Origin of the sequence: Rhodococcus sp. BP22 (assembly GCF_014281965.1) — a bacterium.
In the GTDB taxonomy this organism is placed as follows: domain Bacteria; phylum Actinomycetota; class Actinomycetes; order Mycobacteriales; family Mycobacteriaceae; genus Rhodococcoides.
Window position 1 is genome coordinate 17,368 of the sequence record NZ_JACFTB010000001.1, and the last position, 26,370, is coordinate 43,737.

Genomic DNA, 26,370 nt, shown 5'->3' on the forward strand with positions numbered 1-26,370 from the left:
GGGGTCTCCGTTCTGACCTATCGTGAACTCCATGTACGACTACATCCGCGACGGTGCGGAGATCTATCGACAGTCCTTCGCAACTATTCGAGCCGAGGCGGATCTTTCGGCGTTCGCCCCTGACGTTGCGCAGGTCGTCGTTCGGATGATCCATGCCAGCGGTGAAGTCGACCTCACCGAAGTTGTCGGTGCCACACCGTCGGTTGTTTCCAACGCCCGCTCTGCCCTTGCTGCAGGTGCACCGGTTCTGTGCGATGTGAAAATGGTCGCGGCAGGTGTCACACGTCGACGATTGCCCGCCGACAACGAAGTGATCTGCACGCTGTCGGATCCGAGAGTGCGTGATCTCGCGGCCAAGATGGGCACGACTCGAACTGCCGCTGCGCTCGAATTGTGGGGAGATCGGCTCGATGGCGCCGTAGTTGCGATCGGTAACGCACCGACAGCGCTGTTCCATTTGCTCGAGATGCTGGCTGCAGGCGCGCCCAAACCCGCCGCGATCGTCGGGGGTCCGGTCGGTTTCATCGGTGCTGCCGAATCCAAGGAGGACCTCATCGCATCGAACTTCGGTCTCGAGTATTTGGTGGTTCGGGGACGGCGTGGCGGTAGCGCCATCACAGCCGCGGCAGTGAATGCCATTGCAAGCGAGGAAGAATGAGCGTAATTCCAGGAAAGTTGTGGGGCGTCGGTATCGGGCCCGGGGATCCCGAACTGGTGACGGTCAAAGCTGCGCGGGTCATCGGTGAAGCCGATGTCGTGGCATTCCACAGCGCAAAGCATGGCAAATCCATCTCACGCGGAGTCGCCGCCGGCTATATGAGCGAAGGTCAGATCGAAGAGCACCTGGTGTACCCGGTCACCACGGAGACCACCGATCACCCAGGTGGGTACCAGGGAGCTATCGACGAGTTCTACACCCAGGCAGCCGAACGCCTTGCTGCACATCTCGAGTCCGGACTCTCGGTAGTCCTTCTCGCAGAGGGCGACCCGCTTTTCTACAGCTCCTACATGCACATGCACAAGAGGCTCTGCGACCGTTTCGACGTCGAGATCGTACCGGGTGTGACTTCGGTGAGCGCCGCCTCGGCCGCACTGAAGACACCATTGGTCGAGCGCGACGAAGTCTTCACGGTGTTACCCGGAACACTGCCTGTCGCCGAGCTGACGAGGCGGCTTCGAAACACCGATGCGGCCGCGATCATGAAGCTCGGACGCACGTACCCCAATGTTGCAGCCGCACTGAAAGATTCGGGGCGACTCGACGAAGCTTTCTACGTCGAGCGAGCCAGTACCGGTAGCGAACGGGTTCTTGCCGCTGCCGACGTCGTCGCCGACGAGGTGCCGTACTTCTCCATCGCAATCGTGCCGAGCCCGGCGAACAATACCGTCGAATCGCGCACACTGGGTGAAGTTGTCGTAGTCGGCCTCGGTCCGGGTGCAGACAGGTGGACGACAGACGAGGTTCGTCATGAGCTTCGCGCTGCCACAGACCTCGTCGGTTATGTGACGTATCTCGACCGAGTGCCGATGCAGGCCGGTCAGATTCGGCATGCAAGCGACAACAAGGTCGAGTCCGAACGTGCTGCTTTCGCGTTGGACCTCGCGAAGCGGGGCCGACGGGTTGTAGTGGTGTCCTCCGGCGATCCTGGAGTGTTTGCAATGGCCTCGGCAGTCGTCGAGATCGCCGCCGAAGACCAATGGTCTACCGTGCCGGTGCGGGTCGTCCCCGGAATGACCGCAGCCAATGCGGTAGCGAGCCGCGTCGGCGCACCACTCGGACACGACTATGCCGTGATTTCACTGTCCGATCGCCTCAAGCCCTGGGACGTCGTGGCCGCCCGCCTGTCGGCTGTGGCCGAAGCGGACATGGCGATTGCCATCTACAACCCCGCCTCGAAGTCGAGGACATGGCAGATCTCTGCGACACGAGACATCCTCCTCGAACATCGTGGACCCGATACTCCGGTGGTCATCGGTCGCGCGGTGGGAAGCGAAGACGAGTCGGTGACCACCGTTCGGTTGGCCGATCTCGCCGAAGCGAAAATCGATATGAGGTGCCTCCTCATCGTGGGATCCTCGCTCACGGAGGTCATCGACACCGGAAGTGGCCCAATGATCTTCACGCCACGGAGATACCCTGCTGCAGAGGGACAAGCCTAGCCGGAAAGCGAACCCAGCCAGGCCAGCACGTCGTCCACGGTGTGAACCACACGTCGATCGGGTGCGACTGTCGGCCGGGCGATCATGATCACTGGAATGCCCAGTTCTCTCGCCGCGGTGATCTTCGCTTCCGTCATCACTCCCCCACTGTTCTTGCTGACGACGGCGTCGATACCGCGGCTGCGCATCAGCTCGATTTCGGTGTCGATGTCGAACGGCCCTCGCGCGAGCAATAATTCGTGATGGATCGGCAGTACCGGGTCTGGTGGATCGATGCTACGAATCAGAAACCAGCTGGATTCGACCGCCGCGAAGGCCGCTACCTCCTGACGCCCGATCGTCAGCAGGACGCGACCGGCGTCGGCTGGAATGGCCGCCGCTGCTTCGCCTGGGGTGAATACCTCTATCCACTGGTCACCGGGCCTGCGGGACCACGGCGTGCGATGCAGTCCGAGAAGCGGGATGCGATGGTGTGCAGCGGCGATGGCGGCGTTGTTCGAGATCGTGGAGGCGAAGGGATGCGTCGCGTCCACCATCGCGTCGATCTCGTGATCGTGCAGCCAGCGGGTCAGCCCGTCGGCCCCGCCGAACCCGCCGACGCGCGAAGTGCCCAGCGGGAGTTTCGGGTCTCGAACACGGCCGGCAAGAGAAGTGACGAAGTCGAACCGATCGTCGCCGGACAACCGTGCGGCCAACTCTCGCGACTCGGAGGTGCCTCCGAGTACCAGCACCCTCACTGCTTGATCGATATCCACTGCGCAACCGGAAGTTGGGGTCGCCAACTCGTGAACGAGCCCAACGGCTCCCCCCGGTAGATCTGAAACTTTCGCAGCGACCCACCGTACCGATCCACACTGTGCAACAGAAGTGCCTCGGATTCGGCCGTCACCGCATTCGCGACGAGTCTCCCCCCTGGTCGCAGTTGCGACCAACAGGCCTCGATCATCTCGCTCTGGGTCAGTCCGCCACCGATGAATACGGCATCGGGCTGCTCGCCGTCGCCGAAGCATGCGGGTGCAGCGCCTCGAACCTGGAGCCCCGGTACGCCGAGCGCACGTGCGTTGACTTCGATCTGTGATCGCCTTGCCTCGAGAATCTCGAATGCGACTGCGGTGCATCGTGGATCCGTTCGCATCCATTCGATACCGATCGATCCCGACCCACCTCCGACATCGAACAACACCTCTCCCGGAGTCGGGGCAAGCGCACTGACCGTCAACGCGCGAACCTCGGATTTGGTCAGCTGACCGTCACCGGCGTACACAGCGTCGGGCAACCCCGGGATCCGACTGATCCGAGGTGAAGTGGACGAGGACACGCATTCGACAGCGACGACGTTGAGCGGATCTCCGGGCCCCTCATTCCACGTGCGCGCAGTACCCGTGACCGACCTTTCGGCACGTCCACCCAGTTGTTCGAACACTGTGACAACCGAGTCTGCGAAACCTGATTCACACAGCAGCGACACCACCTGAGCGGGGGTGTCCCGGCCTCGGGAAAGAACGATTACCCGGCCGCCGTGAGCCAAGGCGGGTAACAGCGTCGCGACTTCGGTATTGACGAGGCTGACCGCTGTGGTCGTGTGCACCGCCCAGCCCAGACGCGCACAGGCCAACGACATCGACGACGGGGCCGGCATCACACGCAGCCGCTGGGCGCCGAACTCCCTGGCCAACGTGACTCCGATTCCGTGGAACATGGGATCCCCGCTGGCGAGTACACATACCCGTTTACCGTCGAACTCGTCGATGGAGGCGCGCAGGCCGGGCAACAATGGGGACGGCCACGGACGTGCACGATCGTCCGGTACAGGAAGCGTCGACAACTGCCGAGTCGAGCCGAAGACCACGTCCGAATCCAAAATCACTGCCCTAGCTGATTCGGCTACACCTTCCCAACCGTCCGCTCCGATACCGACGACTGCGATCGGGGTTCGACCGACCGGGGGCATCAGCGAGGCATCTTTCGCCAGAGCCACGACGGCAGAAGATTCAATCCGGCGTACAGCGGTCCGAGGATGCCGGGCACCCACACCCGAGACTTCTTTCGTGCCAGCGCACGCACGACGGCATCTGCGACTTGGTCTGGGGTACTGGAAAACGGTGCGGGAGACATCCCCTCGGTCATCGATCCGATGACGAAGCCCGGGCGAACCAGAAGCAGCGATACCCCCGACCCATGCAGTGCATCCGCCAGACCGCTCGCGAAGCCGTCGAGGCCCGCCTTGGCCGAGCCGTACACATAGTTGGCTTTGCGCACGCGGATGCCTGCCACAGAGGAGAAGACTACGAGTTCGCCGCTCCCCTGGCGTCGCATCATCCGAGTCGCATGAGTGAGCACGGAAACCTGCGCGACGAAGTCGGTATGCACTATCGCCATCGCGTGCTCGGCGTCCGATACTGCCCGTGCATGATCGCCGAGAATTCCGAATGCCAGAACCACAGTTGCCAACGGTCCGAAGTCTTGCGCGACGGAATCGAGAAATTCACCGTGACGGCTCACGTCGTCGGCATCGAACTCCACCGTTGCGATGCTGCGTGCACCTGCGGCTTGCAATCGTCCTACCTGCGAGGAAAGCTGATCGCTCCGTCTGGCGGCGAGGACGACGGTCCGACCGGGAGCAAGTCGCGTCGCCACCTCCATACCGATCTCGCTGCGGCCCCCTAGAAGCAGGACTGTGCCGGAATGGCGCGGAAAAGTGTCACTGGGTGGAGTGGACGTCACGGCTTACAGTGTCTCCGATTACGGTCATAGGATGGCCACCACCCCCGCAGACTCCTCAGCCCTCACCGCCGATGCGACCGAATTTCTCACCCAGCGTCATCTCGCAACATTGACCACGCTCCGCACCGATGGCACTCCCCACGTCGTGGCCGTCGGATTCACTTGGGATCCTGATGCCCGCTTTGCTCGCGTGATCACACGCCGTACGTCACAAAAGGCAATCAATGCTGCGCGAGGTGGATACGCGGCGGTAAACCAGATCGAAGGACCACTCTGGCTGACTTTGGAAGGTCCGAGCGAAGTTCTGACGAACCCCGACGACGTCCGCGATGCCGAACAGAGATACGCCGTGCGTTACCGGGTTCCCAGTGAGAATCCCGAACGAGTCGTCATCCGTATCGCCGTCCAACGGGTACTCGGCTCCGCTTCGTTGCTCGCGCGTTGATCTACGAGGCAGGCAACACTGCCAGCCCACGCGGCCGACGATTGACCGACTCACACCCGTCAGCGGTGACGATCACGATGTCCTCGATTCGAGCACCCCACTGACCTCGGAAATAGATCCCTGGTTCGATACTGAAGGCCATCCCCTCGACCAATTCGATGTCGTTGCCTGCCACGATGTAAGGCTCTTCGTGAACCGAAAGACCGATTCCATGGCCGGTGCGGTGTAGGAACACGTCACCTAGTCCCTCGGCGGACAGCACGTCGCGCGCCGCCGCATCGATGGCCTCGGCCCTCACACCGGGCCTGACTGCATCGACTGCCGCCTGTTGTGCTCGCTCGAGAACGGCGTAGTGCTCGGCAACTTCGGCAGAAGCCTCGCCCAACACGTAAGTCCGCGTCGAATCCGAGTTGTACCCCGGCGCGACGGGGCCGCCGATGTCGATCACAACGACATCTCCTGCCTCGATGATTCGTTCCGACACTTCGTGATGCGGATCCGCCCCGTGAGGGCCGGAACCGACGATGATGAACGCTGCCTCGGTGTGCCCTTCCTCCACGATCGCGGCGCCAATGTCGTGTGCAACGTCCGCCTCCGTACGGCCGACTCTGAGGAAGTCCCCCATTCGGGCGTGCACCCGGTCGATCGCGTGGCCGGCGCGCCTGAGCGCCTCGATCTCGGCGCTGTCCTTCGACATTCGCAGTTGCCGCAGCACCGCGGTCGCCAAAATCGGTGTCCGTCCCAGCTTCTCGGCCAACGGCACGAAGTGCAATGCCGGCATGGCGTCGTCGACCGCGGTTTTCGCGCCGGACGGCAATATGGCGGCGACAAGTGCGTAGGGACTGACTCCATCCACCCAATCCGTAATCACGAGACCCAGATCTCCGACCGCGGAATCCTCCAAGGCTGCCAACTCGATCCGCGGGACGATCACGGTGGGGCTCGAGCCATCCGCAGGGATCACCAGGCAGATCAGGCGCTCGAACGAACTTGCCCGCGAACCGATCAGATATTGCAGATCTGGACCAGGGGTGACCAGCAAGGCATCAAGACCCGCCTGCCCGGCGTACTCGGCCGCGCGAGCCAGCCGCGAGGCATAGATTTCTGTCGCGAATCGGGTGGGTGACGACGTGGAATCGGAACTCATGACTTCAGGCTAACGGCGTTTGGCAAGATGATGTCCATGACAGCCCCGGGAACGTCACCTCTTCTCCTTCTCGACGGAGCCAGCCTGTGGTTTCGGGCCTACTACGCGCTACCCGAATCGATCACGGCCCCGGATGGGCGACCGGTCAACGCCGTGCGGGGATTCATCGACATGGTCGCTGCTCTGATGGCTCGAACCGAGCCGCGCCGTCTCGCCGTCTGCCTCGATCTCGATTGGCGCCCGAAGTTTCGAGTGGATGCAGTGCCGTCGTACAAGGCGCATCGCGTCGCAGAAGTACTGCCCAGCACCGGATCGAGCGAGGAAGTACCCGAAACACTGACACCTCAGGTCGAGATGATCATGAACGTTCTCGCTGCCGCGGGGATCGCAACTGCCGGATCGGTCGGACTCGAAGCTGACGACGTACTCGGAACTCTGGCTGCGCGCGAGCGAGAAGATCCGGTCGTCGTCGTCAGCGGAGATCGAGATCTGCTGCAGGTTGCATCCGATGAACCCAACCAGGTCAGGGTCCTCTACGTCGGGCGGGGGTTGGCGAAGGCCGAGTTGTTCGGCCCCACGGAAGTGGCAGACAAGTACGGGGTTCCCCTGCACCGGGCGGGCGAAGCATATGCCGAACTCGCTCTTCTGCGCGGTGATGCATCGGACGGACTTCCGGGAGTGAAAGGCGTCGGCGAGAAAACGGCGTCGACGCTCATGCTGCGCTACGGCTCGGTGGCCGATCTGCGCGCAGCGGTGGACGATCCAGCATCCGATCTGGCGAAGGGCATCCGAGCAAAACTGACCGCGGCGAGCGACTACCTGGATGCAGCACTGCCTGTAGTTCGCGTCGTCACCGATGCCGAGGTCGAGTTCTCACGGCCGGACATCATTCCAGCTGTGCCCGCCGACCCGGATCGGCTGTCGCAGCTGGCTTCCGAGCTCGGAATCGGCAGTGCCGTGGATCGATTGACCTCGGCACTGGGCACCTACGGCCGTCCCTGACCCGAAACCCAGCTGCACTCCGTATCTCAGCTGGGTTTCGTACGGCAGTTGGTCCCAGTACGTCAGTTTGTCCCAGAACTTCAGTTGGTCCCAGAACTTCAGCGGGGACGTGATACCTCGTAGGTTCCGGTGTCGTCGGTGAACGTCAACGTCACCTTCTTGTCGATGCCATCGACTCGCACCGAGCAATCGAAGGATGCACCTTTTTCGACGGCCTGGCCGGTGGGGCAATCTACGTTCGAAACGCTTGTCGCGCCGTAGGTTCCGGAGACGATCTCTTCGATTCCGGCCTCGGCAGCGTCAGCATCGAGGGTCTTTGTTCCACCCAAGGTCGCGAAAAGCACCCCACCGATGAGAAGAATTGCGACGACCAACCCGCCGATCACGAACAGGGGTGTCTTCGACTTGGTGCCCTGCGGTGATTGTTGACCTGGATTCCACTGCTGCTGACCGGGCTGCTGACCGGGATACATTCCCCCGTACTGGCCCTGCGGATACTGGCCCTGGGGAAATTGGCCTTGAGGAAACTGGCCCTGGGGATTTTGCCCCTGCGGATACTGCCCCTGGGGAAATTGGCCCTGGGGGAACTGACCTTGGGGGAACTGGCCTTGAGGAAATTGACCCTGGGGATACTGCCCCTGCGGGAACTGGCCCTGCTCGTAGGACTGAGTTGGATAGTTACCCTGCCCCTGGGGCTGCGCCGGGTATTGCCCCTGCGGATAGGGCGGCTGCTGAGGGTAGCCCTGAGTCGGTTGGCCCGATGTAGGTCCGGCTTGGCCCCATGCTTGCTGACCAGGTGCTTGCTGACTGGGCGCCTGTTGTTCCCATGGCTGACCGGTCGTTGGGAGTTCACCGCCAGAATGGGTCTCCGACACTGGTTCTTCCTGTTGCCCCTGATTGCGCGACCACTGCTCATCAGGGTTGTTCGGACCGTAAGGGCCGGTCATCTCGCCTCCACTTGATTCGATGTCGTCACACCTTAACGGAATTACCTCACGCCGCATCGACTGCGACAACACCACGTCGTAAGGCAGTAACTGCGCGAGCTGCCGTCTTGGATATCTCCGGATCCGGCGAAGCGAGACGCACTTGGTCGAGTAGATCGATGACCTGTCGGCACCATCGAACGAAATCGCCCCCGGACAGAGCTTTCCCGTTGTCTCCTGCGGTCACGAGAGCATCGACGAGCGAACTGTCGCTGGCCCAGCGATACACGGCCTTCACGAACCCCATATCGGGTTCACGCGTCGGCGGCAGGGAGTGTCGAATCTCGTCGGAGCGCAATTCCGTCCACACCCGGACCGTCTCGGTCAGAGCATGACGCACAGGTCCGGTCGGCCCCTGCGGAGTCGAGTCGCCTTCCTGCCGTGACTCGAACACGACCGAGGACACAACGGCAGCAAGTTCGGCGGGCGCAAGGCCGAGCCAGAGGCGTTGCCGCAGGCACTCCGCGACAAGCAAGTCCGATTCCGAGTAGATGCGGCTCAACCGCGAACCGTTGCCCGTCACCTCAGGTGTACGACCGGCAGTGATGTACTCCCTTTCGGCAAGCAGCGACAAAATCCGGTCGAATGTTCGCGCCAAGGAATTGGTCGTGGCGGACACCTTGCGGCGCATCGATTCGTTCTCCCGAGCGAGCCGGTTGTATCGCTCGCCCACTCGGCCGAGTTCCTCACGATCGGACCTCGAATGAACCGGATGCGAACGGATGCTCCGCCTCAACGTCGCGAGTTCGCGGTCGTCGGCCGCCGTGGATTTACGGCGTCGCTGATCGGACGGCACGGAGATGCCGGTCGAACGTAACGCCGCCGCCAAATCACGCCGTGTCCTCGCCGCTCGATGATCGACGTAACGAGGCAAACGCATCGCGCCCAAGGAATCTGCGGGAGAGGGGAAGTCGGCGGCCGATACTCGTCCCGCCCACTTATCCTCGGTCAGAACCAAGGGCCGAGGATCGGTGAGGTCGTCATCGGGCTCGAGGACAACAGCCAACCCGCTGCGTTTGCCGCTGGGAACGGACACGACATCGCCACGCTTGAGACTCCGCAGCGATTCGACGGCACTGTCCCTTCGGTCCTGCCGTCCCTGACGCTCGAGAGTCTTTTCGCGGTCCTTCAACCGTTCGCGCAGCTTGGCGTACTCGAAGTATTCGCCCTCCGGTCCACCCAGTCGCGCACCCAACTGGGTCAGAGTCACATCGTTACGCTCGATGCCGCGAACGAGACCGACGACAGACCGGTCTGCTTGGAACTGCGCAAACGAGCGTTCCAGCAATGCGCGTGAGTCGGCAGCTCCGAATTGTTCGACCAGATTGATCGACATGTTGTAGCCCGGACGGAATGAGCTCCGCAGCGGAAAGGTGCGGGTCGATGCCAGACCTGCTACTTCGGTCGGCTCGGTTCCCGGCTGCCACAGCACGACCGCGTGACCTTCGATATCGATGCCGCGGCGGCCCGCTCGACCCGTCAGCTGGGTGTACTCCCCCGGAGTCAATTCCGCATGGGACTCACCATTGAACTTGACCAGCTTCTCGAGCACGACGGTGCGTGCAGGCATATTGATGCCCAGTGCCAAGGTTTCGGTGGCAAACACTGCCCGGACCAGGCCTTTGACGAACAGCTCCTCGACTGTATGTCGGAAGACCGGCAGCATACCCGCGTGATGAGCAGCGAGCCCTCGCTCGAGAGCCTCGCGCCACTCCCAGAAGCCGAGTACTTCGAGGTCCTGACGGGGAAGCTCCGAGGTGTGCTTTTCGACAATGTAGCGAATCTCTTCGACCTGCTCCGGCGTCGTGAGAACCAACCGGGAACGCAGACATTGCGTCAGCGCAGCGTCACAACCGGCACGGCTGAAGATGAAAGTGATTGCAGGGAGTAGACCCTCCTGGTCGAGCCGAGCGATAACTTCGGGCCGCGGCAGAGGTCGATTGTTCGCACTAGCCCCGTGTCCACCGCGCCCTCGTCCTCTTCCATGGGGCGCTTGCCATCTGTCGACGTAATCGAGTGACTGCCGTTCCTTCACATGGCGGACCAGATCGCGGTCGACGACAGGTTTTGCCCCACCCCCACTGGAGTGAGCGCGACTGTCGAACAAATCGAACAACCGGCGGCCGACCATGATGTGCTGCGACAACGGCACCGGTCGATTCTCGTCCACCACGACGGTGGTGTCTCCTCGCACCGTCTCCATCCACGCGCCGAACTCCTCGGCGTTGCTCACGGTGGCCGACAGGCTGACCAGTCGTACGTCCTGAGAGAGATGAAGAATCACCTCTTCCCACACCGCACCCCTGAACCGATCGGCGAGATAGTGAACCTCGTCCATGACCACGTGGGACAGTCCCCGAAGGGCATTCGAGTTGGCATAGAGCATGTTTCGCAAGACTTCGGTCGTCATCACGACGATCGGAGCATCAGGATTGATGCTCGAGTCGCCGGTCAGCAGGCCGACAGTCGACCGGCCGTACCTTGCCGTCAGCTCGGCGAACTTCTGATTACTCAGCGCTTTGATCGGAGTCGTGTAGAAGCACTTGCGACCCGATGCGAGGGCGAGATGAACGGCGAACTCACCGATGATCGTCTTACCCGCACCGGTCGGGGCGCACACCAGAACGCCGTGGCCCGCCTCCAATGCCGTACAGGCATCGATTTGAAAGCGATCGAGTGGAAAGCTCAGCTCACCGGCAAACTTTTGCAATTCGGACGTCGAGACGCTCACTCGATCACGTCAGATGGTGTCGGTGAAGTCCTGCTGGGGATGACGGGGTGCCTCGACCTTGCTCGGTGCCTCGACCCTGTTCGGTGATTCGATGGATCCAGAGAAATCGATCGACGATGCTTCGTCATCGGATACATCACCCCATTCCTCGCTACTCTTGCGCAACTTACGCCTGTCGTGAATGCGAGCGATCTGCACTGCCATTTCGAACAGGATCGTAAGTGCCAACGCCAATGCCAACATCGAGAACGGGTCTTGTCCAGGCGTTGCGATCGCAGCGAAGACGAACAGTCCGAAAATCAGTCCGCGGCGCCATGCTTTCAATCGTTCGTAGGTCAAGATTCCGACGAAATTCAACGCCACCACCAGGAGCGGAATCTCGAAGCTCACACCGAAAATGATCAGCAAATTGATCAAGAACCCGAAGTACTGGTCACCGCTGAGCGCCGTGATCTGAACGTTGTCACCGATGGACAACAAGAAGTGCAGGCCCTTGGCCACGACGAAGTACGCGAGAATCGCACCTGCGACGAACAGTGCAGCCGCGGACGACACGAACGCGATTGCGTAGCCGCGTTCCTTCGCGTACAGACCTGGGGTGATGAACGCCCACAGCTGATAGAGCCATATAGGACATGCCAACACCACGCCGGCGGTGAACGCGACCTTGAATCGTAGGAGGAACTGATCGAATGGGCCGGTAGCAAGCAAGCGGCACGAGCCGTCTTTGCTCAGATCCGCTCTCAAACTCGGATCGAGTGAGCAATAAGGACCTCGCAGTAGGTCACCGAGGCTCTCGAAGCCGAACAAGGTATGTGAGTACCAGAAAAAGCCGAAGGCCGTCGTCACGGCAACGGCCAACAAAGCCCACATCAACCGAGTCCGCAACTCGTACAAGTGATCGACCAACGACATCGTGCCGTCGGGATTCAGTCGGCGCTTGCTTCGCCTTGGGTCGAACGGGATTCGCATTCTCTGTCTTCGCTCAGCAGTGAACCGGGGTGCTGATCAGCACCCCGGTTTGCTACGTATCGTTCTTCTCAGGCCGACTTGGTGTCAGGTCGGCTGCTCACACCATCGACGGGGTGAGCGTCCACGGCGTGCGGGTCGACCGGCACCGCTGGATTGAGCTGCGTTGGCGCGGCAGGTTGAGCGGCAGGAGCTTCGGCCTTGCCGTCGTTCTGCATTTCCTTCACTTCGCTTTTGAAGATGCGCAGCGAGCGGCCCAGTCCACGAGCTGCTTCGGGCAGCTTCTTGGAACCGAACAGAATTACGACGACCACCGCGACGATGGCCCAGTGCCACGGGCTCAAGGCTCCCATGTGTACCTCCCAGAATCAGATATCTCGAGCGTACCCGACATCAGACCTAGTCGGACCCGAAGAAACCGAGTGTTAACTGTCAGTTCACTGATATTAAGCAGTGCGAAACAACCTCGTTCGAATCATTCACCGAGCTCAGCATAGGCAGCCAGCGCGGTCCGGGCGCGTTCGTTGACGCTGCGCTGCAGCTCCGGCGGTCCGAGCACAGCGATCCCCGTACCGAAACCAAGCGTCAAACGGGTCATCCACGCCAAGGTCGCGAATCGCATCGTCACCGTGATCGAGCCGTCTGCCGCAGCACCTACCTGAGTCATCGGGTAGTAGTCCATCACCCACACGAAACTGGGTTGGATCTCGAGAAGAGCCTGTGGGAGCGACGGATCGTCATTGAAGATCTCGAAACTGTCGTCCTGTGGCACGCCCTCGGGCGGGCGCGACGGCTCGGAAAGCTCGCCTGCGCTGTCGATTCGATCGAATCGAAACAGTCGCACGCCCTCGGCGCGACGGCACCAAGCCTGCAGGTAGCTGTGATCGTCGATCAGAACAGTTCGGATCGGATCGACGATTCGTTCGGATACGGCGTCACGCGAAGCGGAGTAATAGGTCAATTCGAGCGCATGTCGATTCCGAAGGGCAGAGCGGATGGCGGCCGCGGCCTCGCTCTCCGGTACCGATGTCGCCGTATCTTGCCCGGATGATCGGGGGACGTTGGCGGCAGCAGCTCCTGCAGCATCCTCGATCTTCGCGATCGCGCGCTGCGCCGCTGACGGATCCACCATCCCTGGCATCGAGGTCAGTGAGCGAAGCGCGACGAGCAGGGCCGTGGCTTCGGTCGACGTCAGCCGCAACGGACGATCGATTCCGGCAGAGAACGTCACCTCGATGCTTTCCTCGGAGAAGGACAGGTCGATGAGATCTCCGGGGCCGTAGCCGGGCAATCCGCACATCCAGAGTTGATTCAGATCGGTCATCAGGGTCGCGGTGGATACGCCGAGCTCGCGCGCTGCTTCGGCTGCGCTCAGGCCCGGATTGGCCAGAAAGAAAGGCACCATGTTGAGGAGTCGGGCCAACCGCACCGACAGTCGCGCGCTCACCGTGACGCCGCGACCGCTGCTGAACGCAGCGCACGAATGACGTCGGCGCGTAGCTCTGGCGGATCCAGCACCAAAGCGTCACCCCCGTGCCCTGCCACGAGACGGGTCACCCATTCCCACGAACGCACCGGGATCTGTACGACCGATCCGCTTCTTCCGCCGACCGTGCGGTCCTCCAACGCAGTTCCCAGTCTTCTGATCTCGAATGCGGCGTCGTCGACAACCCAGACGGTTGCCGATCCGTTGACCTCGGCGGTTCCGGCAACTCGTTCGACGATGGATTGAAGATCGATGCCCTCGGGCTTTCGAACACTTCCTGTGCGCCCGAAGATGGAAACATCATCGCCGATCCGCGACAACCGGAACGTCCGAATGTCGTCGCGATCGACGTCGTGCCCCACCAGGTACCACCGCCCGCGAAACGTGACGACGCCCCACGGTTGCACGGTGCGAGTGACGAACGGGTCTGTGGTGGAGCCTCGATGCTCGAAGCGGACGGACCGCCCCGCGTCGATTGCGGAGAGCAATGCCCCGAGAGCAGGTTCGGAGCCTCTGGTTCGCGCTGGAACCGCGGTGACCGATGCCGCCGATTGGTCCTGATCGACCTGAATGCCTGCGGCACGTAGCTTGAGGAGCGCGCTTTGCGCTGCAGAAGTCAACTCCGGGGACTCCCACAATTGCACGGCGACGGCGACGGCAGCGGCTTCTTCTCGGCTGAGATCGATGTCCGGGAGCTCATAGGCATCTCGATTGATCCGATACCCCTCGACCCCTCCCGAGCCGGCAGCAAGTCCGGTCTCCAACGGAACGCCGAGATCGCGGAGTTCGTTCTTGTCTCGCTCGAACATGCGACTGAAGGCTTCGTCGGTCCCCGAGTCTCCATACCCGGCGACGCTGTCTCGGATCCGCTCCGCGGTCACGAACTGCCGCGTCGACAGGAGACAGATGACCAGGTTCATCAATCGCTCGACTTTGGTGATCGCCACTATGGCAGCCTAATGGTCGATACGTGACCCGCTACATCGAAGCGATCAGACGCTCCACCCGTTCGTCGACCGAACGGAACGGATCTTTGCACAGCACGGTGCGCTGTGCCTGGTCGTTGAGCTTGAGATGTACCCAGTCGACGGTGAAGTCGCGTCCTGCTTCCTGCGCGGCGGTGATGAATTCGCCTCGCAGCTTCGCGCGAGTCGTTTGCGGTGGCAAATTGACCGCCTCGTCGATTTGTTCGTCTTCGGTGATGCGTTTGACCAAGCCTTTGCGTTGAAGAACATCGAACACCCCGCGACCGCGCTTGATGTCGTGATACGCCAAGTCGAGCTGGGCGATCTTCGGATCCGACAGCTCCATCGAGTAGCGATCCTGGTAGCGCTGGAACAGCTTGCGCTTGATCACCCAGTCGATCTCGGTATCGACCTTCGCAAAGTCCTGCGCTTCCACGGCATCGAGAGTGCGGCCCCATAGATCGACCACTTGCTCTACCTGTGGGTCGGGTTCGCGGGACTTCAGGTGTTCGACGGCTCGCGCGTAGTACTCACGCTGGATCTCCAATGCGCTGGCCTGACGGCCACCGGCCAGGCGGACAGGCTTCCGGCCGGTCAGATCGTGGCTTACCTCGCGAATCGCCCGAATCGGGTTGTCCAGAGCGAAGTCTCGGAAGGAGACGCCTGCCTCGATCATTTCCAGAACAAGCGCAGCGGTACCGACCTTGAGCATGGTGCTCGACTCGGACATGTTCGAGTCACCGACGATCACATGCAGACGCCGGTACTTCTCGGCATCGGCATGTGGTTCGTCTCGGGTGTTGATGATCGGTCGTGAACGCGTAGTCGCGGAGGACACACCTTCCCAGATGTGTTCGGCCCGCTGAGAGAGGCAGAACGTCGCAGCTTTGGGGGTCTGCAAGACCTTGCCTGCACCACAGATCAATTGGCGAGTCACCAGGAAAGGCAGCAAGACGTCGGAGATTCGTGAGAACTCCCCCGCGCGCGCCACCAGAAAGTTCTCGTGGCAGCCGTACGAGTTGCCAGCCGAATCGGTGTTGTTCTTGAACAGGTAGATATCGCCGCCGATACCTTCTTCGGCGAGACGCTGCTCTGCGTCGATCAGGAGGTCTTCGAGCACGCGCTCACCGGCTCGGTCATGCGTGACGAGCTGCAGAAGGCTGTCGCACTCGGCCGTCGCGTACTCCGGATGCGAACCGACGTCGAGGTACAACCGCGCGCCGTTGCGAAGAAAAACGTTGGAGCTACGGCCCCAGGACACGACGCGGCGAAACAGGTAGCGGGCCACTTCGTCGGGACTCAGCCGCCTGTGCCCGTGAAAGGTACATGTCACACCGAACTCGGTCTCGATGCCCATAATTCGTCGTTGCACACTTCGACAGTACAACGACCCAGCACCTACCTGGGGTCCGAACGTCCCGACTTCTGTCGTGTCCAATCACTCCGCATAGGCTCGAACTGTGAAGCACAGGCCATCGCGACTACCCGACCTGATCCATACCTGGGACGTAAGAGTGTTCGATCGCATTGCCGTGAGCCGCGCGTCCGCTGCCGATCCAGTGTTGCGCGAACTCAGTACGGCCGCGAATCACAGTCTTCTGTGGGCGGCCTCGGCAGCCCTGCTTGCTGCCCGCCCCGGCCCGCGGCGTCGTGGCGCGGTTCGCGGGCTTCTTGCCGTCGCCGGCGCAAGCGCAGTCGCAAACGGCGTTCTCAAGCCACTCCTACCCCGCACAAGGCCAGGGTTCGAGCGGACTCCACTCGTCCGGCGAATGTGGTCTCCACCAGAATCGTCCTCGTTCCCGTCCGGGCACTCCGCATCGGCGGCGGCATTCGTCGTCGGGGTGTCCCTGGAATCACCGCTGGCAGGAGCGCTTGTGGCTCCGCTCGCAGCCGCAGTCTGTTATTCGAGGGTGCACACGGGCGTCCATTGGCCCTCCGACGTCATCGCCGGCGCTGCTCTGGGTGCGGGTATCGCCCTGTCGACCAAAAGGTGGTGGGCGGTTCGCACGGAGGAAGCAGCAGAGCTCGGTACTTCCCTCGAGGCGCCTGCGTTGCCGAAGGGAAGAGGACTACTCGTCCTCACCAACCCTGGGTCCGGGACGGACGACGACATGTCCGCCGTGATCAGCAAGATGCTCCCCGAGGCCGAACAATTCACCCCAGATACCGACACCGATTTCAACGAACAGCTCGAGAAGCGCATCAGCGGAGGCAGACCGCGGGCGCTCGGAGTCTGCGGCGGCGACGGCACGATCGTCAGCGTGGCGGAATCGGCTGTTGCACACAGACTCCCGCTTGCAGTATTCCCTGGAGGAACGCTCAACCATTTCGCCCGAGACGCCGGGGTAGCCAGCGTCGAAGCGACGGTGCATGCCATCGAGAGTGGATACGCATCGCGGGTCGACTTGGCATCGGTGATCGTCGACGGTTCTCGGTCTGTGCATTTCGTCAATACGGCAACGTTCGGCGGGTATCCGGATTCCGTACGACTTCGAGAACGCTTGGAAGGCAAGATCGGTAAATGGCCGGCAGCGGCGGTAGCGATGATCCGTGTTCTGGCGGCGGCGGAACCCTTGAAGATTTCCCTCGACGGCCAGCCGAAATCGGTGTGGATGCTGTTCGTCGGCAACGGCCAGTACCACCCCAGTGATCAGGTTCCGATGTCTCGACGCTCCATCGGTTCTGGCACGCTCGATGTTCGGTATCTTCCATCGAAGCCGTTTCTGTCGCGCACGCGACTGCTGATCGCAGCGTTGACCGGCACGCTCGGAACTTCGGCGACCTATGTGCATTCCGTTGCTCGAACGTTGAGTGTGAAGGTCACCGGCTCGGAGGTTGCACTCGCGACCGACGGTGAAGTCACCGCTGACGGTAGTGAATTCGCCTTCTCCACCGACGACAACGGCCTCGTACTCTACCGCGACAGGTAGCGCACGAGGCCGGTTCGAAACAACTCAATCAGCCGTCGAGGACTCGGAAGTCGATGCGAGATTCGGCAACATTTCCTGCAACGCCGGGCCCGCTATGCGTCGAAATGCACGCCGGGGGCGAGCTTGATCGAGAACGGCGACTTCGAGGGAACTGACTTCGAGAACTTTCTTCTCGGAGTCGGCACCGTTCGTGGTCGTGGTCGTAGTCGTCGACACCGTGCCCTGCGCAAGTGCGTCGACTGCGATCTTCACCGCAGCGCTGAGGTCGAGACCCGGCCGGTAGGACGTCCGCAACGCGGTCACGATCGGTTCGGTCGTGCCGCCCATGACGATGAACTCTTTCTCGTCGACGATCGAACCGTCATAGGTGATTCGGTACAGCTGCGTCGACGACGGCTCGTCGGAGTGACCTACCTCGGCAACACAGATCTCCACCTCGTACGGCTTGAGTTGCTCGGTGAAGATCGTGCCGAGCGCCTGGGCGTAGGTCTTGGCGAGAGAACGTCCGGTGACGTCACGCCGGTCGTAGGTGTAGCCCTTTGTATCAGCGTGCAGAATCCCAGCCTTGCGGAGGTTTTCGAACTCGTTGTACTTGCCTACGGCTGCGAAACCGAGTCGGTCGTAGAGTTCGCTGACCTTGTGGAGTGCCGAAGAGCGGTTCTCGGCGACGAACAACACACCCTCGGCGAAGGTCAAGACGATGACACTTCGACCTCGTGCGATGCCTTTGCGTGCCAGCTCCGAGCGATCGCGCATGATCTGCTCGGCAGATGCGTAATACGGCATCGTCATGACGAAAGCCCCTCGTCCTGAGCGCGCTCGGCTATCACTGCCCGAGCGGCATCGGCAATTCGTGATTCGGCAACGTCGACCGCACCGACACTCGTGATGGTGACCGCAGTCGGATAGATGCCGCGCGTCACGTCCGGTCCACCAGTCGCGGAGTCGTCATCTGCTGCGTCGAAGAGGGACTCCACGGCTGCACGCAGCGCGGCTTCCTCGTCCATCCCCGGTGAAATCAGCTTCTTCAGTGCCGATTTCGCGAAAAGGGATCCCGAACCCACCGAGTGGTAACCGGATCGCTCTTCGTACCTGCCGCCGACCACGTCGTACGAGACGATGCGACCAGCAACCTCGGGATCGGCTGCGTCGACGTCGAATCCGACCAGCAGGGGCACTGCTGCCAGGCCCTGCATTGCGGCACCCAGGTTGCTACGGACCATCGATGACAGCTTGCTCGCTTTACCGTTGAACGTAAGCGGTACGCCCTCGATCTTCTCGTAGTGTTCGAGTTCGACGGTGAACAGACGCACGAGTTCGATTGCGATGCCTGCAGTCCCGGCAATGCCCGCCGCCGAGTATTCGTCCGTGACGAATACCTTCTGCATGTCCCGGTTGGCAATGAGATTGCCCTGCGTCGCACGACGATCGCCGGCAATGAGAACGCCACCGGCGAAGGTAACCGCGACGATGGTCGTACCGTGGGGCGCCAGATCCGACATCGTCACGAAATCGCCTGCACTTCCGCGTGGATCCGCACCTGCTTCCGGCGAAAATCTATTTCCCGGAAGCAGGTGCGGTGCATGATCACGTAGGTGGTCGGTGAACGAAGAATGATGCGAGCCGAATGTCGGCAGCAGATCATCGAGCACAGACGCCGTCCGGTCCAACCTCACTGGCCGCCCTTCTGAACGTAAGCACGTACGAAGTCTTCGGCGTTTTCTTCGAGCACGTCGTCGATCTCGTCGAGTAGGTCGTCGGTTTCCTCTGCCAGCTTCTCGCGCCGTTCCTGACCACCGCCGGCCTCACCGGGGACCTCGTCGTCGCCGTCGCCACCGCCAGAGCGTCGTGTCTGCTCTCGAGCCATAGTCGCCGACCTCCTTACGTATTCGCAGTACCTGCTCGGACCTTCACCCTACCGATTCGGCGCTGGGTCGGACGGTAAGACACCAGATCAGACAGGAGCGGAGCCCGCGGAGTGACCGAGATGAGCAGGAGCGGAGCCCGCGGAGTGACCGAGATGAGCAGGAGCGGAGCCCGCGGAGTGAGAGCGATGTGGGTCAGGTGGTGAGTTGTTCGACGAGTTCTGCGGCAGTGTCGGCGGACTCGAGGAGTGCCCCTACATGCGCTTTGCTGCCCCGGAGCGGTTCCAGGGTCGGTATTCGTACCAAGGAATCGCCGCCGAGGTCGAAGATCACCGAATCCCAGCTTGCGGCCGCGATGTCGGCGCCGAATTTACGTAGAACCTCACCGCGGAAATAGGCCCTGGTGTCGGTCGGCGGGTTGGTGACTGCGTCGAGGATCTGCTGTTCGGTGACGAGGCGCTGCATGGATCCGCGCGCCACGAGTCGGTTGTAGAGGCCCTTGTCGAGCCGCACATCCGAGTACTGAAGATCCACGAGATGCAGCCGCGGCGCTGACCATCCGAGGCCTTCGCGCTGCCGAAACCCTTCGAGCAGGCGGAGTTTCGCCGGCCAGTCGAGCAGATCCGAGCATTCCATCGGGTCGCGTTCGAGTAGGTCGAGGACCATCGCCCATTTCTCGAGGATGTCTGCAACCCGTGGGTCGTCGTTGCCTTCTCCGGCTACGAACTTGGCGACGCGTTGATGGTAGATCCGCTGCAGTGCCAGTGCTGTCAGTTCTCGACCGTCGGTGAGTGCGACGGTCTGCCGCAGTGTCGGGTCGTGGCTGATCTGGTGAACGGCGGTGACGGGACGCGCAAGCTGAAGGTCCGAGAGATCGACGCCTGCCTCGATGATGTCGAGGACGAGCGCGGTCGTTCCCACCTTCAAGTAGGTCGCCATCTCGGCAAGGTTGGCGTCGCCGATGATGCAGTGCAGTCTCCGGTACTTGTCTGCATCTGCATGCGGTTCGTCCCGGGTGTTGATGATTCCGCGCTTGAGTGTCGTTTCGAGGCCTACTTCGACCTCGATGTAGTCGGCGCGCTGCGAGAGCTGGAAGCCTGCTTCGTCACCGGACTGACCTATACCTACCCGGCCCGATCCGGTGAAGACCTGACGGGATGCGAAGAACGGAGACAGACCGGCAATGACAGCCGAGAAAGGTGTCGCGCGAGACATGAGGTAGTTCTCGTGAGTTCCGTACGACGCGCCTTTGCCGTCGACGTTGTTCTTGTACAGCTGGAGTCGCGGGGCACCGGGCACGCTGGAGGCATGCCGTGCCGCGGCCTCCATCACCCTCTCGCCTGCCTTGTCCCAGATGACTGCATCGAGCGGATCGCGTACTTCTGGTGCCGAGTACTCCGGATGTGCGTGGTCGACGTACAGCCGTGCACCGTTGGTCAGAATCATGTTTGCGGCGCCGATCTCGTCGGCATCGATGATCGGCGCGGGTCCGCTGAAACGGCCGAGATCGAATCCACGAGCGTCACGCAGGGGCGACTCGACCTCGTAGTCCCAGCGGGTTCGCTTCGCCCGAGGCACTCCGGCTGCGGCTGCATAGGCGAGCACTGCCTGAGTGGACGTGAGAATCGGGTTGGCCGTTGGATCGGTTGGGGAGGAGATTCCGTACTCGACCTCGATGCCAATGATGCGCTCCATACATCCGAGCCTAGGTGATGGCTGGGTCTGCAATCGAACGACCAGGCCGGACCGGACCGATATCGGCGCATCATTGCGTCGTGTCACTGAGGGCGACGTGCCGTTTCTTCGCTAAATCAGAACTGCTCGACGCACCTACCGAACGAGCGGCGGTGTGCGTCGAGCAGTTCTGGACGAAGATATTGCCAACGAAAACTCGGTTGCTACAGGTACTGCCCCGTGTTCGATTCGGTGTCGATCGCGCGGGAAGCACTTGCGTTCTTGCCGGTGACCAGGGTGCGAATGTAGACGATCCGCTCGCCCTTCTTCCCCGAGATCCGAGCCCAGTCATCCGGGTTGGTGGTGTTGGGCAAGTCCTCGTTCTCCGCGAATTCGTCGACGATCGAATCGAAGAGATGCTGAACGCGAAGTCCAGGGGTCCCCGACTCGAGAACAGACTTGATCGCGTACTTCTTCGCACGGTCGACGATGTTCTGGATCATGGCACCGGAGTTGAAGTCCTTGAAGTACAGGACTTCTTTGTCTCCATTGGCGTAGGTCACTTCGAGGAACCGATTGTCGTCGCTTTCCGCATACATTCGGTCCACCACACGTTCGATCATCGCCCGAATGCAGGCCGTCCGGTCTCCGCCGAATTCTGCGAGGTCATCAGCATTGACCGGTAGTGAATCGGTCAGGTACTTCGAGAAGATGTCCTGAGCCGACTCGGCATCGGGGCGCTCGATCTTGATCTTCACATCGAGCCGACCGGGACGAAGAATCGCCGGATCGATCATGTCTTCACGGTTGGACGCACCGATGACGATGACGTTCTCGAGTCCCTCGACGCCGTCGATCTCGGCGAGAAGCTGTGGGACGACCGTTGTCTCGACATCCGAGGACACCCCAGAGCCACGTGTACGGAAAATGGAATCCATCTCGTCGAAGAACACGATGACGGGCGTGCCCTCGGATGCCTTTTCACGCGCACGCTGGAAGATCATCCGGATATGCCGCTCGGTTTCACCGACGAACTTGTTCAGCAGCTCTGGACCCTTGATGTTCAGGAAGAACGATTTTGCTTCCTTGGCATCCTGGCCGCGAGATTCGGCAATCTTCTTCGCCAGCGAGTTCGCGACAGCCTTGGCGATCAGCGTCTTACCGCAGCCGGGTGGGCCGTAGAGCAGTACTCCCTTGGGGGGCCGTAGGGAGTACTCGCGGAACAGATCCTTGTGAAGAAACGGAAGCTCCACCGCATCGCGGATTTGCTCGATCTGGCGGCCGAGACCACCGATATCTTCGTATCCGACATCCGGCACTTCTTCGAGCACCAAATCCTCGACCTCGGCCTTGGGTACACGCTCGAAGGCGTATCCGGCTTTGGTATCCACCAGGAGCGAATCGCCGGGCCGCAGTTTGCGGGACGGCTCGTCCGGATCTTGGGGAAGGGTGTCGTTGACCATGTCGAACAGCGGCTTGGCGAGCCACACCACACGCTCTTCGTCCGCGTGACCCACGACCAGAGCGCGGCTGCCGTCACCGAGCAGCTCTCGGAGCGAACAGATCTCCCCGACTTGCTCGAACGATCCCGCCTCGACGATCGTCAGCGCCTCGTTCAACCTCACCGTCTGGCCGGGCGCGAGTGAGGCTGCCTCGACGTTGGGCGAACACGTCAGCCGCATTTTGCGACCGGAAGTGAACACGTCCACCGTGTCGTCCTCGTGCACCGCCATCAATATGCCGTAACCGCTGGGGGGTTGTCCGAGCCGATCGACTTCTTCACGCAGCGCGATGAGTTGCTGACGCGCCTCCTTGAGGGTGTCCATCAACTTCGAGTTTCGTATCGACAACGAGTCGATACGGGTCTCGAGTTCACGGACACGCTCCGGCGATTCCCCGAGTTGACCGAGTTGTCGCCGTAATGCCGCAGCCTCGGTACGAAGCTCGTCGAATTCAGCCCGTGCCGCAGCCGATTCTGGATTGTCCGTTGAGCTCATGAGCGACTCCTCCCAGTCCTATCTTTCAACGCTACCGGCACAGCGACCAAAGCGCGTGTGGACGCGTTCGAGTGTTGTCGGCCGGGTGACGAATAGAGCCATCGAAGACTTCGTAAAGCCATGTTAGCCTCGCCTGACCTAGCGGCCTGAGAGCCCCGCCAGAAAGAGGCTCCATCAGCGGGGATGCGAGGTTTCCGGGTGCTGATTCCACCCGCGCAACAGTGATGGCCGTTGCCGGTTGCCGCGACAGCGAAGGTTCCGATCACGCTGATCACAGTTCGGACTCCACCGTCGATACACCCGAAAACGACGTCGACCGTGTGCGGTGCCGGCAGTCAGGCAACGTGGACCTGGCATTGGGCCAGGAGCCTGTACCGAGAGCTGTCGAGATCCGTCAGCCCTTGCCGGATCGACGCTGCGGCTTCGGGGTAACGGTCCCGGCTGCCAGTTTGCGAGCGCTGATCAAGAATGCGGTGTGCCCCTGCATACGGTGCTCGGGGCGCACCGCCAATCCCACGACGTGCCAACCGCGGACGATTGACTCCCACGACTTCGGTTCGGTCCAGCATTCTTGCGCGCGCAGAGCTTCGACGACGCGTGAGAGTTGCGTTACCGTCGCGACGTAGACGATCAACACCCCTCCGGGGACGATCGCATCCGCGACGGCGGGCAGGGCATCCCACGGCGCGAGCATGTCGAGAATTGCGCGGTCCACCGTCTCACCGGGATGATCCGCGGCGAACTGATCGATGTCGGCCACGGTCAAATCCCAGTTCGACGGCCGTTCGCCGAAGAACGTTTCGACGTTCTTCACGGCATAGTCGGCGTGGTCCTGCCTGATCTCGTACGAGATGACGGTGCCCTCGGATCCGACCGCCCGAAGCAGCGAACACGTCAGCGCACCGGAACCCGCTCCGGCTTCCAATACGCGCGCTCCGGGAAACACGTCGCCCTCGTGGACGATCTGCGCAGCATCCTTGGGGTAGATGACCTGTGCGCCGCGCGGCATCGACAGAACATAGTCGGTCAGCAATGGGCGCAGAGCCAAATACGGAGTGCCGTTCACGGACGTGACGACGCTGCCCTCGTCGGCACCGAGGAGCTTGTCGTGGGTGATTCCGCCGCGGTGAGTATGGAACTCCTTGCCGGGCTCGAGTACCACCGTGTAGTGCCTGCCCTTGCCGTCGGTCAGCTGGACTCTGTCGCCGGTGCGGAACGGTCCGCTCCTGGCGGGTCCGGCACTCTCGGTGGGCTCAGGGGCCGCATCGTGTGTGGGAGCTGGGTCGGATGCAGGAACTGGGTCGGATGCGAAAGCCTCCTCGGATGATTCGATTTCGCCCGAAGACACGCTCTCGTCCGAAGACACAGCCATTCCCACTTTCTAGTACTTGCACCTCAACCATCCGCCCGCGCGTAAATCTGCATGGGAAGGCGGCCGCCGATCCGGATATTCGGAAGCGACTCGACCGCCCAGACTACGGCCTTCCCCGATTCTGTCGGGGCAGGGGCTTACCCTGCCCTATGTGAGTATTTTGGAATTGCCGGCGCAGTCACGTCCGCGTCGGAGTAGGCCCGCACTGTCACCCTCCCGCGCGAACGACTTCAAACAGTGTCCTTTGCTCTACCGATTTCGAGCAGTGGATCGTCTTCCAGAGAAGTCGACCACAGCTCAGGTCAAAGGAACCGTCGTTCACGCTGCACTCGAAGCGCTGTACGCAATGCCAACCGAGGCAAGGAATTCCGACACTGCGGTCGAGCTGGTATCCCCCGCGTGGGATCGTGTGCTCGAAGAATCACCGGAACTGCACGCACTGTTCGAAGATAAGGATCGCGAGACACTTCTCGACCAAGCGCGGGCTCTGGTGGCCGGGTACTACGAGATGGAAGATCCGACCAGATTCGATCCGGAGTCCTGTGAACAACGAGTGGAGATCGAACTGGCCGACGGCACTCCACTTCGCGGATTCATCGATCGAATCGATGTTGCACCCAACGGCATGATCCGCGTAGTCGACTACAAGACCGGCAAGTCTCCTCGTGAGTTCACCGAGGCCAAGGCTCTCTTCCAGATGAAGTTCTACGCACTGGTGATCATGCGGATGCGCAGCGTCGTACCCTCCCAGCTCAAATTGATGTACCTCGGTGACAAGAAGTCGCTGACCTACACACCCGACGAGGAAGAATTGATTCGGTTCGAACGGATGCTGTCGGCGATATGGAAAGCAATTCTCGAGGCAGGGCAGTCCGGCGACTTTCGACCGAAGCGAACCAAACTGTGCGGGTGGTGCGATCACCAGGCCGTATGTCCTGAGTTCGGTGGCACTCCCCCGGTCTATCCAGGGTGGCCTGACGAACTTCAGGATCAGAACCTGCTCGTGTCGGAGATGAGCCTGTGACCTCGAGCGAGCACACCCCGAACTCCGAGACCCCCGCTGCCCAGAACGAGCCGGACGCATTCTTCGTGCCCCTCGGGCTCAATGCTCAGGGCAACGAGGTGTTCTCCACGACTCGTCGTACGGTCAGCTTGTGGGCACCGACCATGCAGCACGGCGCACCTCCGTCAGCCTTGCTCGTTCGCGCTCTCGAGCGCGTCGCACCGCGCGAGGACGTACGCGTGAGCCGGGTCGTCGTCGAATTGCTCGGCCCCGTGCCCATCTCGGACATCGAGGTTCGTTCCTGGGTCGATCGACCAGGCGCGAACATCGAACTTGTCGTCGCCGAATTATGGGCTCGGTCTCCTGACCGAGTCGATCGGGACGGTGTCGTCCGCGCGGGTGTCGAACGCGCGGTTGCCCGAGGCACAGCGTGGCGCATGACCACCGTCGACACCTCGAGCGAGTCCCACCAAGCCGACGCGTCCTTGAAACCCTTGTCGGAGGGGACAAGTCACAACTGGGGAGGAATGTGGAAGTCTGGGTATCTCGACAACATCGAGATCTTCGCGCTCACCGAACTGGGCGGTAACGGACCGGGACAGGTATGGGCAAGGCCTACACCGGCTTTGGTATTGGGCGAGGAGATGACGCCCCTCGAGAGACTGTTCTCGATTGCCGATATCGCGAATGGTATCGGTGCCAAACTCGACCTGAACCGGTGGACCTTCCTCAATACCGATCTCACCGTTCACATCTTCCGCGTACCGGAGGGTGAGTGGGTCGGGATTTCGGCCGAAACGTCCACCGGGCCAGATGGGTTCGCAATGTCTGCCGGTGTGTTACACGACGAACGAGGGCCGATCGGACGTATCGCACAGACAGTGCTGGTCAGACCGCGCCCGTAGGGACGAGCG

At 61.7% G+C, this 26,370-nt stretch carries 24 protein-coding genes; 7 read left to right on the forward strand and 17 right to left on the reverse strand.

The features are described 5' to 3' along the window. The first annotated feature begins 31 nt into the window (after positions 1-31). A complete protein-coding gene (locus tag H2510_RS00065) occupies positions 32-658 on the forward strand; it encodes a precorrin-8X methylmutase (protein ID WP_186626418.1) in 627 nt (208 codons plus the stop codon). Continuing rightward, on the forward strand, positions 655-2,160 hold the full coding sequence (gene cobJ / locus H2510_RS00070; RefSeq protein ID WP_186626419.1) for a precorrin-3B C(17)-methyltransferase: 1,506 nt from the start codon (positions 655-657) through the stop codon (positions 2,158-2,160). Before H2510_RS00065 ends, cobJ begins: the two co-directional genes overlap by 4 nt. Here the strand turns inward: cobJ and H2510_RS00075 are convergent. Genes H2510_RS00075 through H2510_RS00085 form a run of 3 tightly spaced genes read right to left on the reverse strand, consistent with a single transcriptional unit; the run spans position 2,157 to position 4,884 of the window. Further along, on the reverse strand, positions 2,157-2,915 hold the full coding sequence (locus H2510_RS00075) for a cobalt-precorrin-6A reductase (RefSeq protein ID WP_186627186.1): 759 nt from the start codon (positions 2,913-2,915) through the stop codon (positions 2,157-2,159). The genes cobJ and H2510_RS00075 overlap by 4 nt on opposite strands. Continuing rightward, entirely contained in the window at positions 2,894-4,111 is a 1,218-nt protein-coding gene (cbiE, locus tag H2510_RS00080) for a precorrin-6y C5,15-methyltransferase (decarboxylating) subunit CbiE (protein WP_222438172.1), read from the reverse strand. Before cbiE ends, H2510_RS00075 begins: the two co-directional genes overlap by 22 nt. Continuing rightward, positions 4,111-4,884 (reverse strand): SDR family NAD(P)-dependent oxidoreductase, encoded by a 774-nt coding sequence (locus tag H2510_RS00085; RefSeq protein ID WP_315901135.1) that lies wholly within the window; start codon positions 4,882-4,884, stop codon positions 4,111-4,113. The genes cbiE and H2510_RS00085 overlap by 1 nt, the downstream gene beginning before the upstream one ends. A gap of 31 nt (positions 4,885-4,915) precedes the next feature. Here H2510_RS00085 and H2510_RS00090 point away from each other — a divergent pair, with 31 nt between their 5' ends. Then, complete coding sequence (locus tag H2510_RS00090; protein WP_186626421.1) at positions 4,916-5,329, forward strand: TIGR03618 family F420-dependent PPOX class oxidoreductase; 414 nt, start codon at positions 4,916-4,918, stop codon at positions 5,327-5,329. Position 5,330: 1 nt separating this feature from the next. On the opposite strand, the gene H2510_RS00095 is transcribed toward H2510_RS00090, so the two are convergent. Next, on the reverse strand, positions 5,331-6,476 hold the full coding sequence (locus tag H2510_RS00095; protein WP_186626422.1) for a Xaa-Pro peptidase family protein: 1,146 nt from the start codon (positions 6,474-6,476) through the stop codon (positions 5,331-5,333). Between the two features lie 27 nt (positions 6,477-6,503). Between H2510_RS00095 and H2510_RS00100 the strand changes: the two genes are divergently transcribed. Beyond that, positions 6,504-7,478: a 5'-3' exonuclease gene (locus H2510_RS00100; protein WP_186626423.1), complete on the forward strand. Its 975-nt coding sequence runs from the start codon at positions 6,504-6,506 to the stop codon at positions 7,476-7,478. A gap of 98 nt (positions 7,479-7,576) precedes the next feature. On the opposite strand, the gene H2510_RS00105 is transcribed toward H2510_RS00100, so the two are convergent. The 7 genes from H2510_RS00105 to pafA all read right to left on the reverse strand — a co-directional run bounded on the left by H2510_RS00105 (position 7,577) and on the right by pafA (position 15,987). Further along, entirely contained in the window at positions 7,577-8,425 is an 849-nt protein-coding gene (locus tag H2510_RS00105) for a DUF4333 domain-containing protein (RefSeq protein WP_186626424.1), read from the reverse strand. Between the two features lie 46 nt (positions 8,426-8,471). Beyond that, positions 8,472-11,195, reverse strand: a complete 2,724-nt coding sequence (locus tag H2510_RS00110) for an RNA helicase (RefSeq protein WP_186626425.1) — start codon at positions 11,193-11,195, stop codon at positions 8,472-8,474. A gap of 9 nt (positions 11,196-11,204) precedes the next feature. Then, complete coding sequence (tatC, locus tag H2510_RS00115; RefSeq protein ID WP_186626426.1) at positions 11,205-12,167, reverse strand: twin-arginine translocase subunit TatC; 963 nt, start codon at positions 12,165-12,167, stop codon at positions 11,205-11,207. Between the two features lie 68 nt (positions 12,168-12,235). Next, positions 12,236-12,517 carry a Sec-independent protein translocase subunit TatA gene (tatA, locus tag H2510_RS00120; RefSeq protein ID WP_084348899.1) on the reverse strand — a complete coding sequence of 94 codons (282 nt, stop codon included), beginning with the start codon at positions 12,515-12,517 and terminating at the stop codon, positions 12,236-12,238. Positions 12,518-12,639: 122 nt separating this feature from the next. Then, on the reverse strand, positions 12,640-13,611 hold the full coding sequence (locus H2510_RS00125; RefSeq protein ID WP_186626427.1) for a YafY family protein: 972 nt from the start codon (positions 13,609-13,611) through the stop codon (positions 12,640-12,642). Next, on the reverse strand, positions 13,608-14,597 hold the full coding sequence (locus H2510_RS00130) for a YafY family protein (RefSeq protein WP_186626428.1): 990 nt from the start codon (positions 14,595-14,597) through the stop codon (positions 13,608-13,610). Before H2510_RS00130 ends, H2510_RS00125 begins: the two co-directional genes overlap by 4 nt. A 31-nt stretch (positions 14,598-14,628) precedes the next feature. Further along, positions 14,629-15,987 (reverse strand): Pup--protein ligase, encoded by a 1,359-nt coding sequence (gene pafA / locus H2510_RS00135; protein ID WP_176224717.1) that lies wholly within the window; start codon positions 15,985-15,987, stop codon positions 14,629-14,631. 88 nt (positions 15,988-16,075) lie between these two features. Here pafA and H2510_RS00140 point away from each other — a divergent pair, with 88 nt between their 5' ends. Next, positions 16,076-17,545 (forward strand): phosphatase PAP2 family protein, encoded by a 1,470-nt coding sequence (locus tag H2510_RS00140; protein ID WP_315901138.1) that lies wholly within the window; start codon positions 16,076-16,078, stop codon positions 17,543-17,545. A gap of 24 nt (positions 17,546-17,569) precedes the next feature. Here the strand turns inward: H2510_RS00140 and prcA are convergent, their stop codons facing one another. The 6 genes from prcA to H2510_RS00170 form a co-directional block, all read right to left on the reverse strand. Continuing rightward, a complete protein-coding gene (gene prcA, locus H2510_RS00145) occupies positions 17,570-18,337 on the reverse strand; it encodes a proteasome subunit alpha (protein ID WP_186626429.1) in 768 nt (255 codons plus the stop codon). Then, positions 18,334-19,221, reverse strand: coding sequence for a proteasome subunit beta (gene prcB, locus H2510_RS00150; RefSeq protein WP_186626430.1), 888 nt, complete (start codon positions 19,219-19,221; stop codon positions 18,334-18,336). Before prcB ends, prcA begins: the two co-directional genes overlap by 4 nt. Next, positions 19,218-19,412, reverse strand: a complete 195-nt coding sequence (locus H2510_RS00155; RefSeq protein WP_084348893.1) for a ubiquitin-like protein Pup — start codon at positions 19,410-19,412, stop codon at positions 19,218-19,220. The genes prcB and H2510_RS00155 overlap by 4 nt, the downstream gene beginning before the upstream one ends. Positions 19,413-19,605: 193 nt before the next feature. Further along, positions 19,606-21,105, reverse strand: coding sequence for a depupylase/deamidase Dop (dop, locus tag H2510_RS00160; protein ID WP_084348892.1), 1,500 nt, complete (start codon positions 21,103-21,105; stop codon positions 19,606-19,608). A gap of 203 nt (positions 21,106-21,308) precedes the next feature. Next, a complete protein-coding gene (gene arc, locus H2510_RS00165) occupies positions 21,309-23,081 on the reverse strand; it encodes a proteasome ATPase (RefSeq protein WP_186626431.1) in 1,773 nt (590 codons plus the stop codon). Positions 23,082-23,475: 394 nt separating this feature from the next. Next, complete coding sequence (locus tag H2510_RS00170) at positions 23,476-24,453, reverse strand: tRNA (adenine-N1)-methyltransferase (protein ID WP_261392654.1); 978 nt, start codon at positions 24,451-24,453, stop codon at positions 23,476-23,478. A 151-nt stretch (positions 24,454-24,604) separates the two neighbouring features. Here H2510_RS00170 and H2510_RS00175 point away from each other — a divergent pair, with 151 nt between their 5' ends. Both H2510_RS00175 and H2510_RS00180 read left to right on the forward strand, forming a co-directional pair. After that, entirely contained in the window at positions 24,605-25,477 is an 873-nt protein-coding gene (locus tag H2510_RS00175; protein ID WP_315901141.1) for a RecB family exonuclease, read from the forward strand. After that, positions 25,474-26,361, forward strand: a complete 888-nt coding sequence (locus H2510_RS00180; RefSeq protein WP_186626432.1) for a thioesterase family protein — start codon at positions 25,474-25,476, stop codon at positions 26,359-26,361. Before H2510_RS00175 ends, H2510_RS00180 begins: the two co-directional genes overlap by 4 nt. Positions 26,362-26,370: the final 9 nt, after the last annotated feature.

Bases quoted from the DNA above. Each gene is read 5' to 3' on its own strand.
- H2510_RS00065 (WP_186626418.1), top strand. From the start codon at position 32: ATGTACGACTACATCCGCGACGGTGCGGAGATCTATCGACAGTCCTTC.
- cobJ (WP_186626419.1), top strand. From the start codon at position 655: ATGAGCGTAATTCCAGGAAAGTTGTGGGGCGTCGGTATCGGGCCCGGG.
- cbiE (WP_222438172.1), bottom strand. From the start codon at position 4,111: ATGCCCCCGGTCGGTCGAACCCCGATCGCAGTCGTCGGTATCGGAGCG.
- H2510_RS00090 (WP_186626421.1), top strand. From the start codon at position 4,916: ATGGCCACCACCCCCGCAGACTCCTCAGCCCTCACCGCCGATGCGACC.
- H2510_RS00095 (WP_186626422.1), bottom strand. From the start codon at position 6,476: ATGAGTTCCGATTCCACGTCGTCACCCACCCGATTCGCGACAGAAATC.
- H2510_RS00100 (WP_186626423.1), top strand. From the start codon at position 6,504: ATGATGTCCATGACAGCCCCGGGAACGTCACCTCTTCTCCTTCTCGAC.
- H2510_RS00105 (WP_186626424.1), bottom strand. From the start codon at position 8,425: ATGACCGGCCCTTACGGTCCGAACAACCCTGATGAGCAGTGGTCGCGC.
- tatC (WP_186626426.1), bottom strand. From the start codon at position 12,167: ATGCGAATCCCGTTCGACCCAAGGCGAAGCAAGCGCCGACTGAATCCC.
- tatA (WP_084348899.1), bottom strand. From the start codon at position 12,517: ATGGGAGCCTTGAGCCCGTGGCACTGGGCCATCGTCGCGGTGGTCGTC.
- prcA (WP_186626429.1), bottom strand. From the start codon at position 18,337: ATGACGATGCCGTATTACGCATCTGCCGAGCAGATCATGCGCGATCGC.
- H2510_RS00155 (WP_084348893.1), bottom strand. From the start codon at position 19,412: ATGGCTCGAGAGCAGACACGACGCTCTGGCGGTGGCGACGGCGACGAC.
- dop (WP_084348892.1), bottom strand. From the start codon at position 21,105: ATGGAGCGCATCATTGGCATCGAGGTCGAGTACGGAATCTCCTCCCCA.
- arc (WP_186626431.1), bottom strand. From the start codon at position 23,081: ATGAGCTCAACGGACAATCCAGAATCGGCTGCGGCACGGGCTGAATTC.
- H2510_RS00170 (WP_261392654.1), bottom strand. From the start codon at position 24,453: ATGGCTGTGTCTTCGGACGAGAGCGTGTCTTCGGGCGAAATCGAATCA.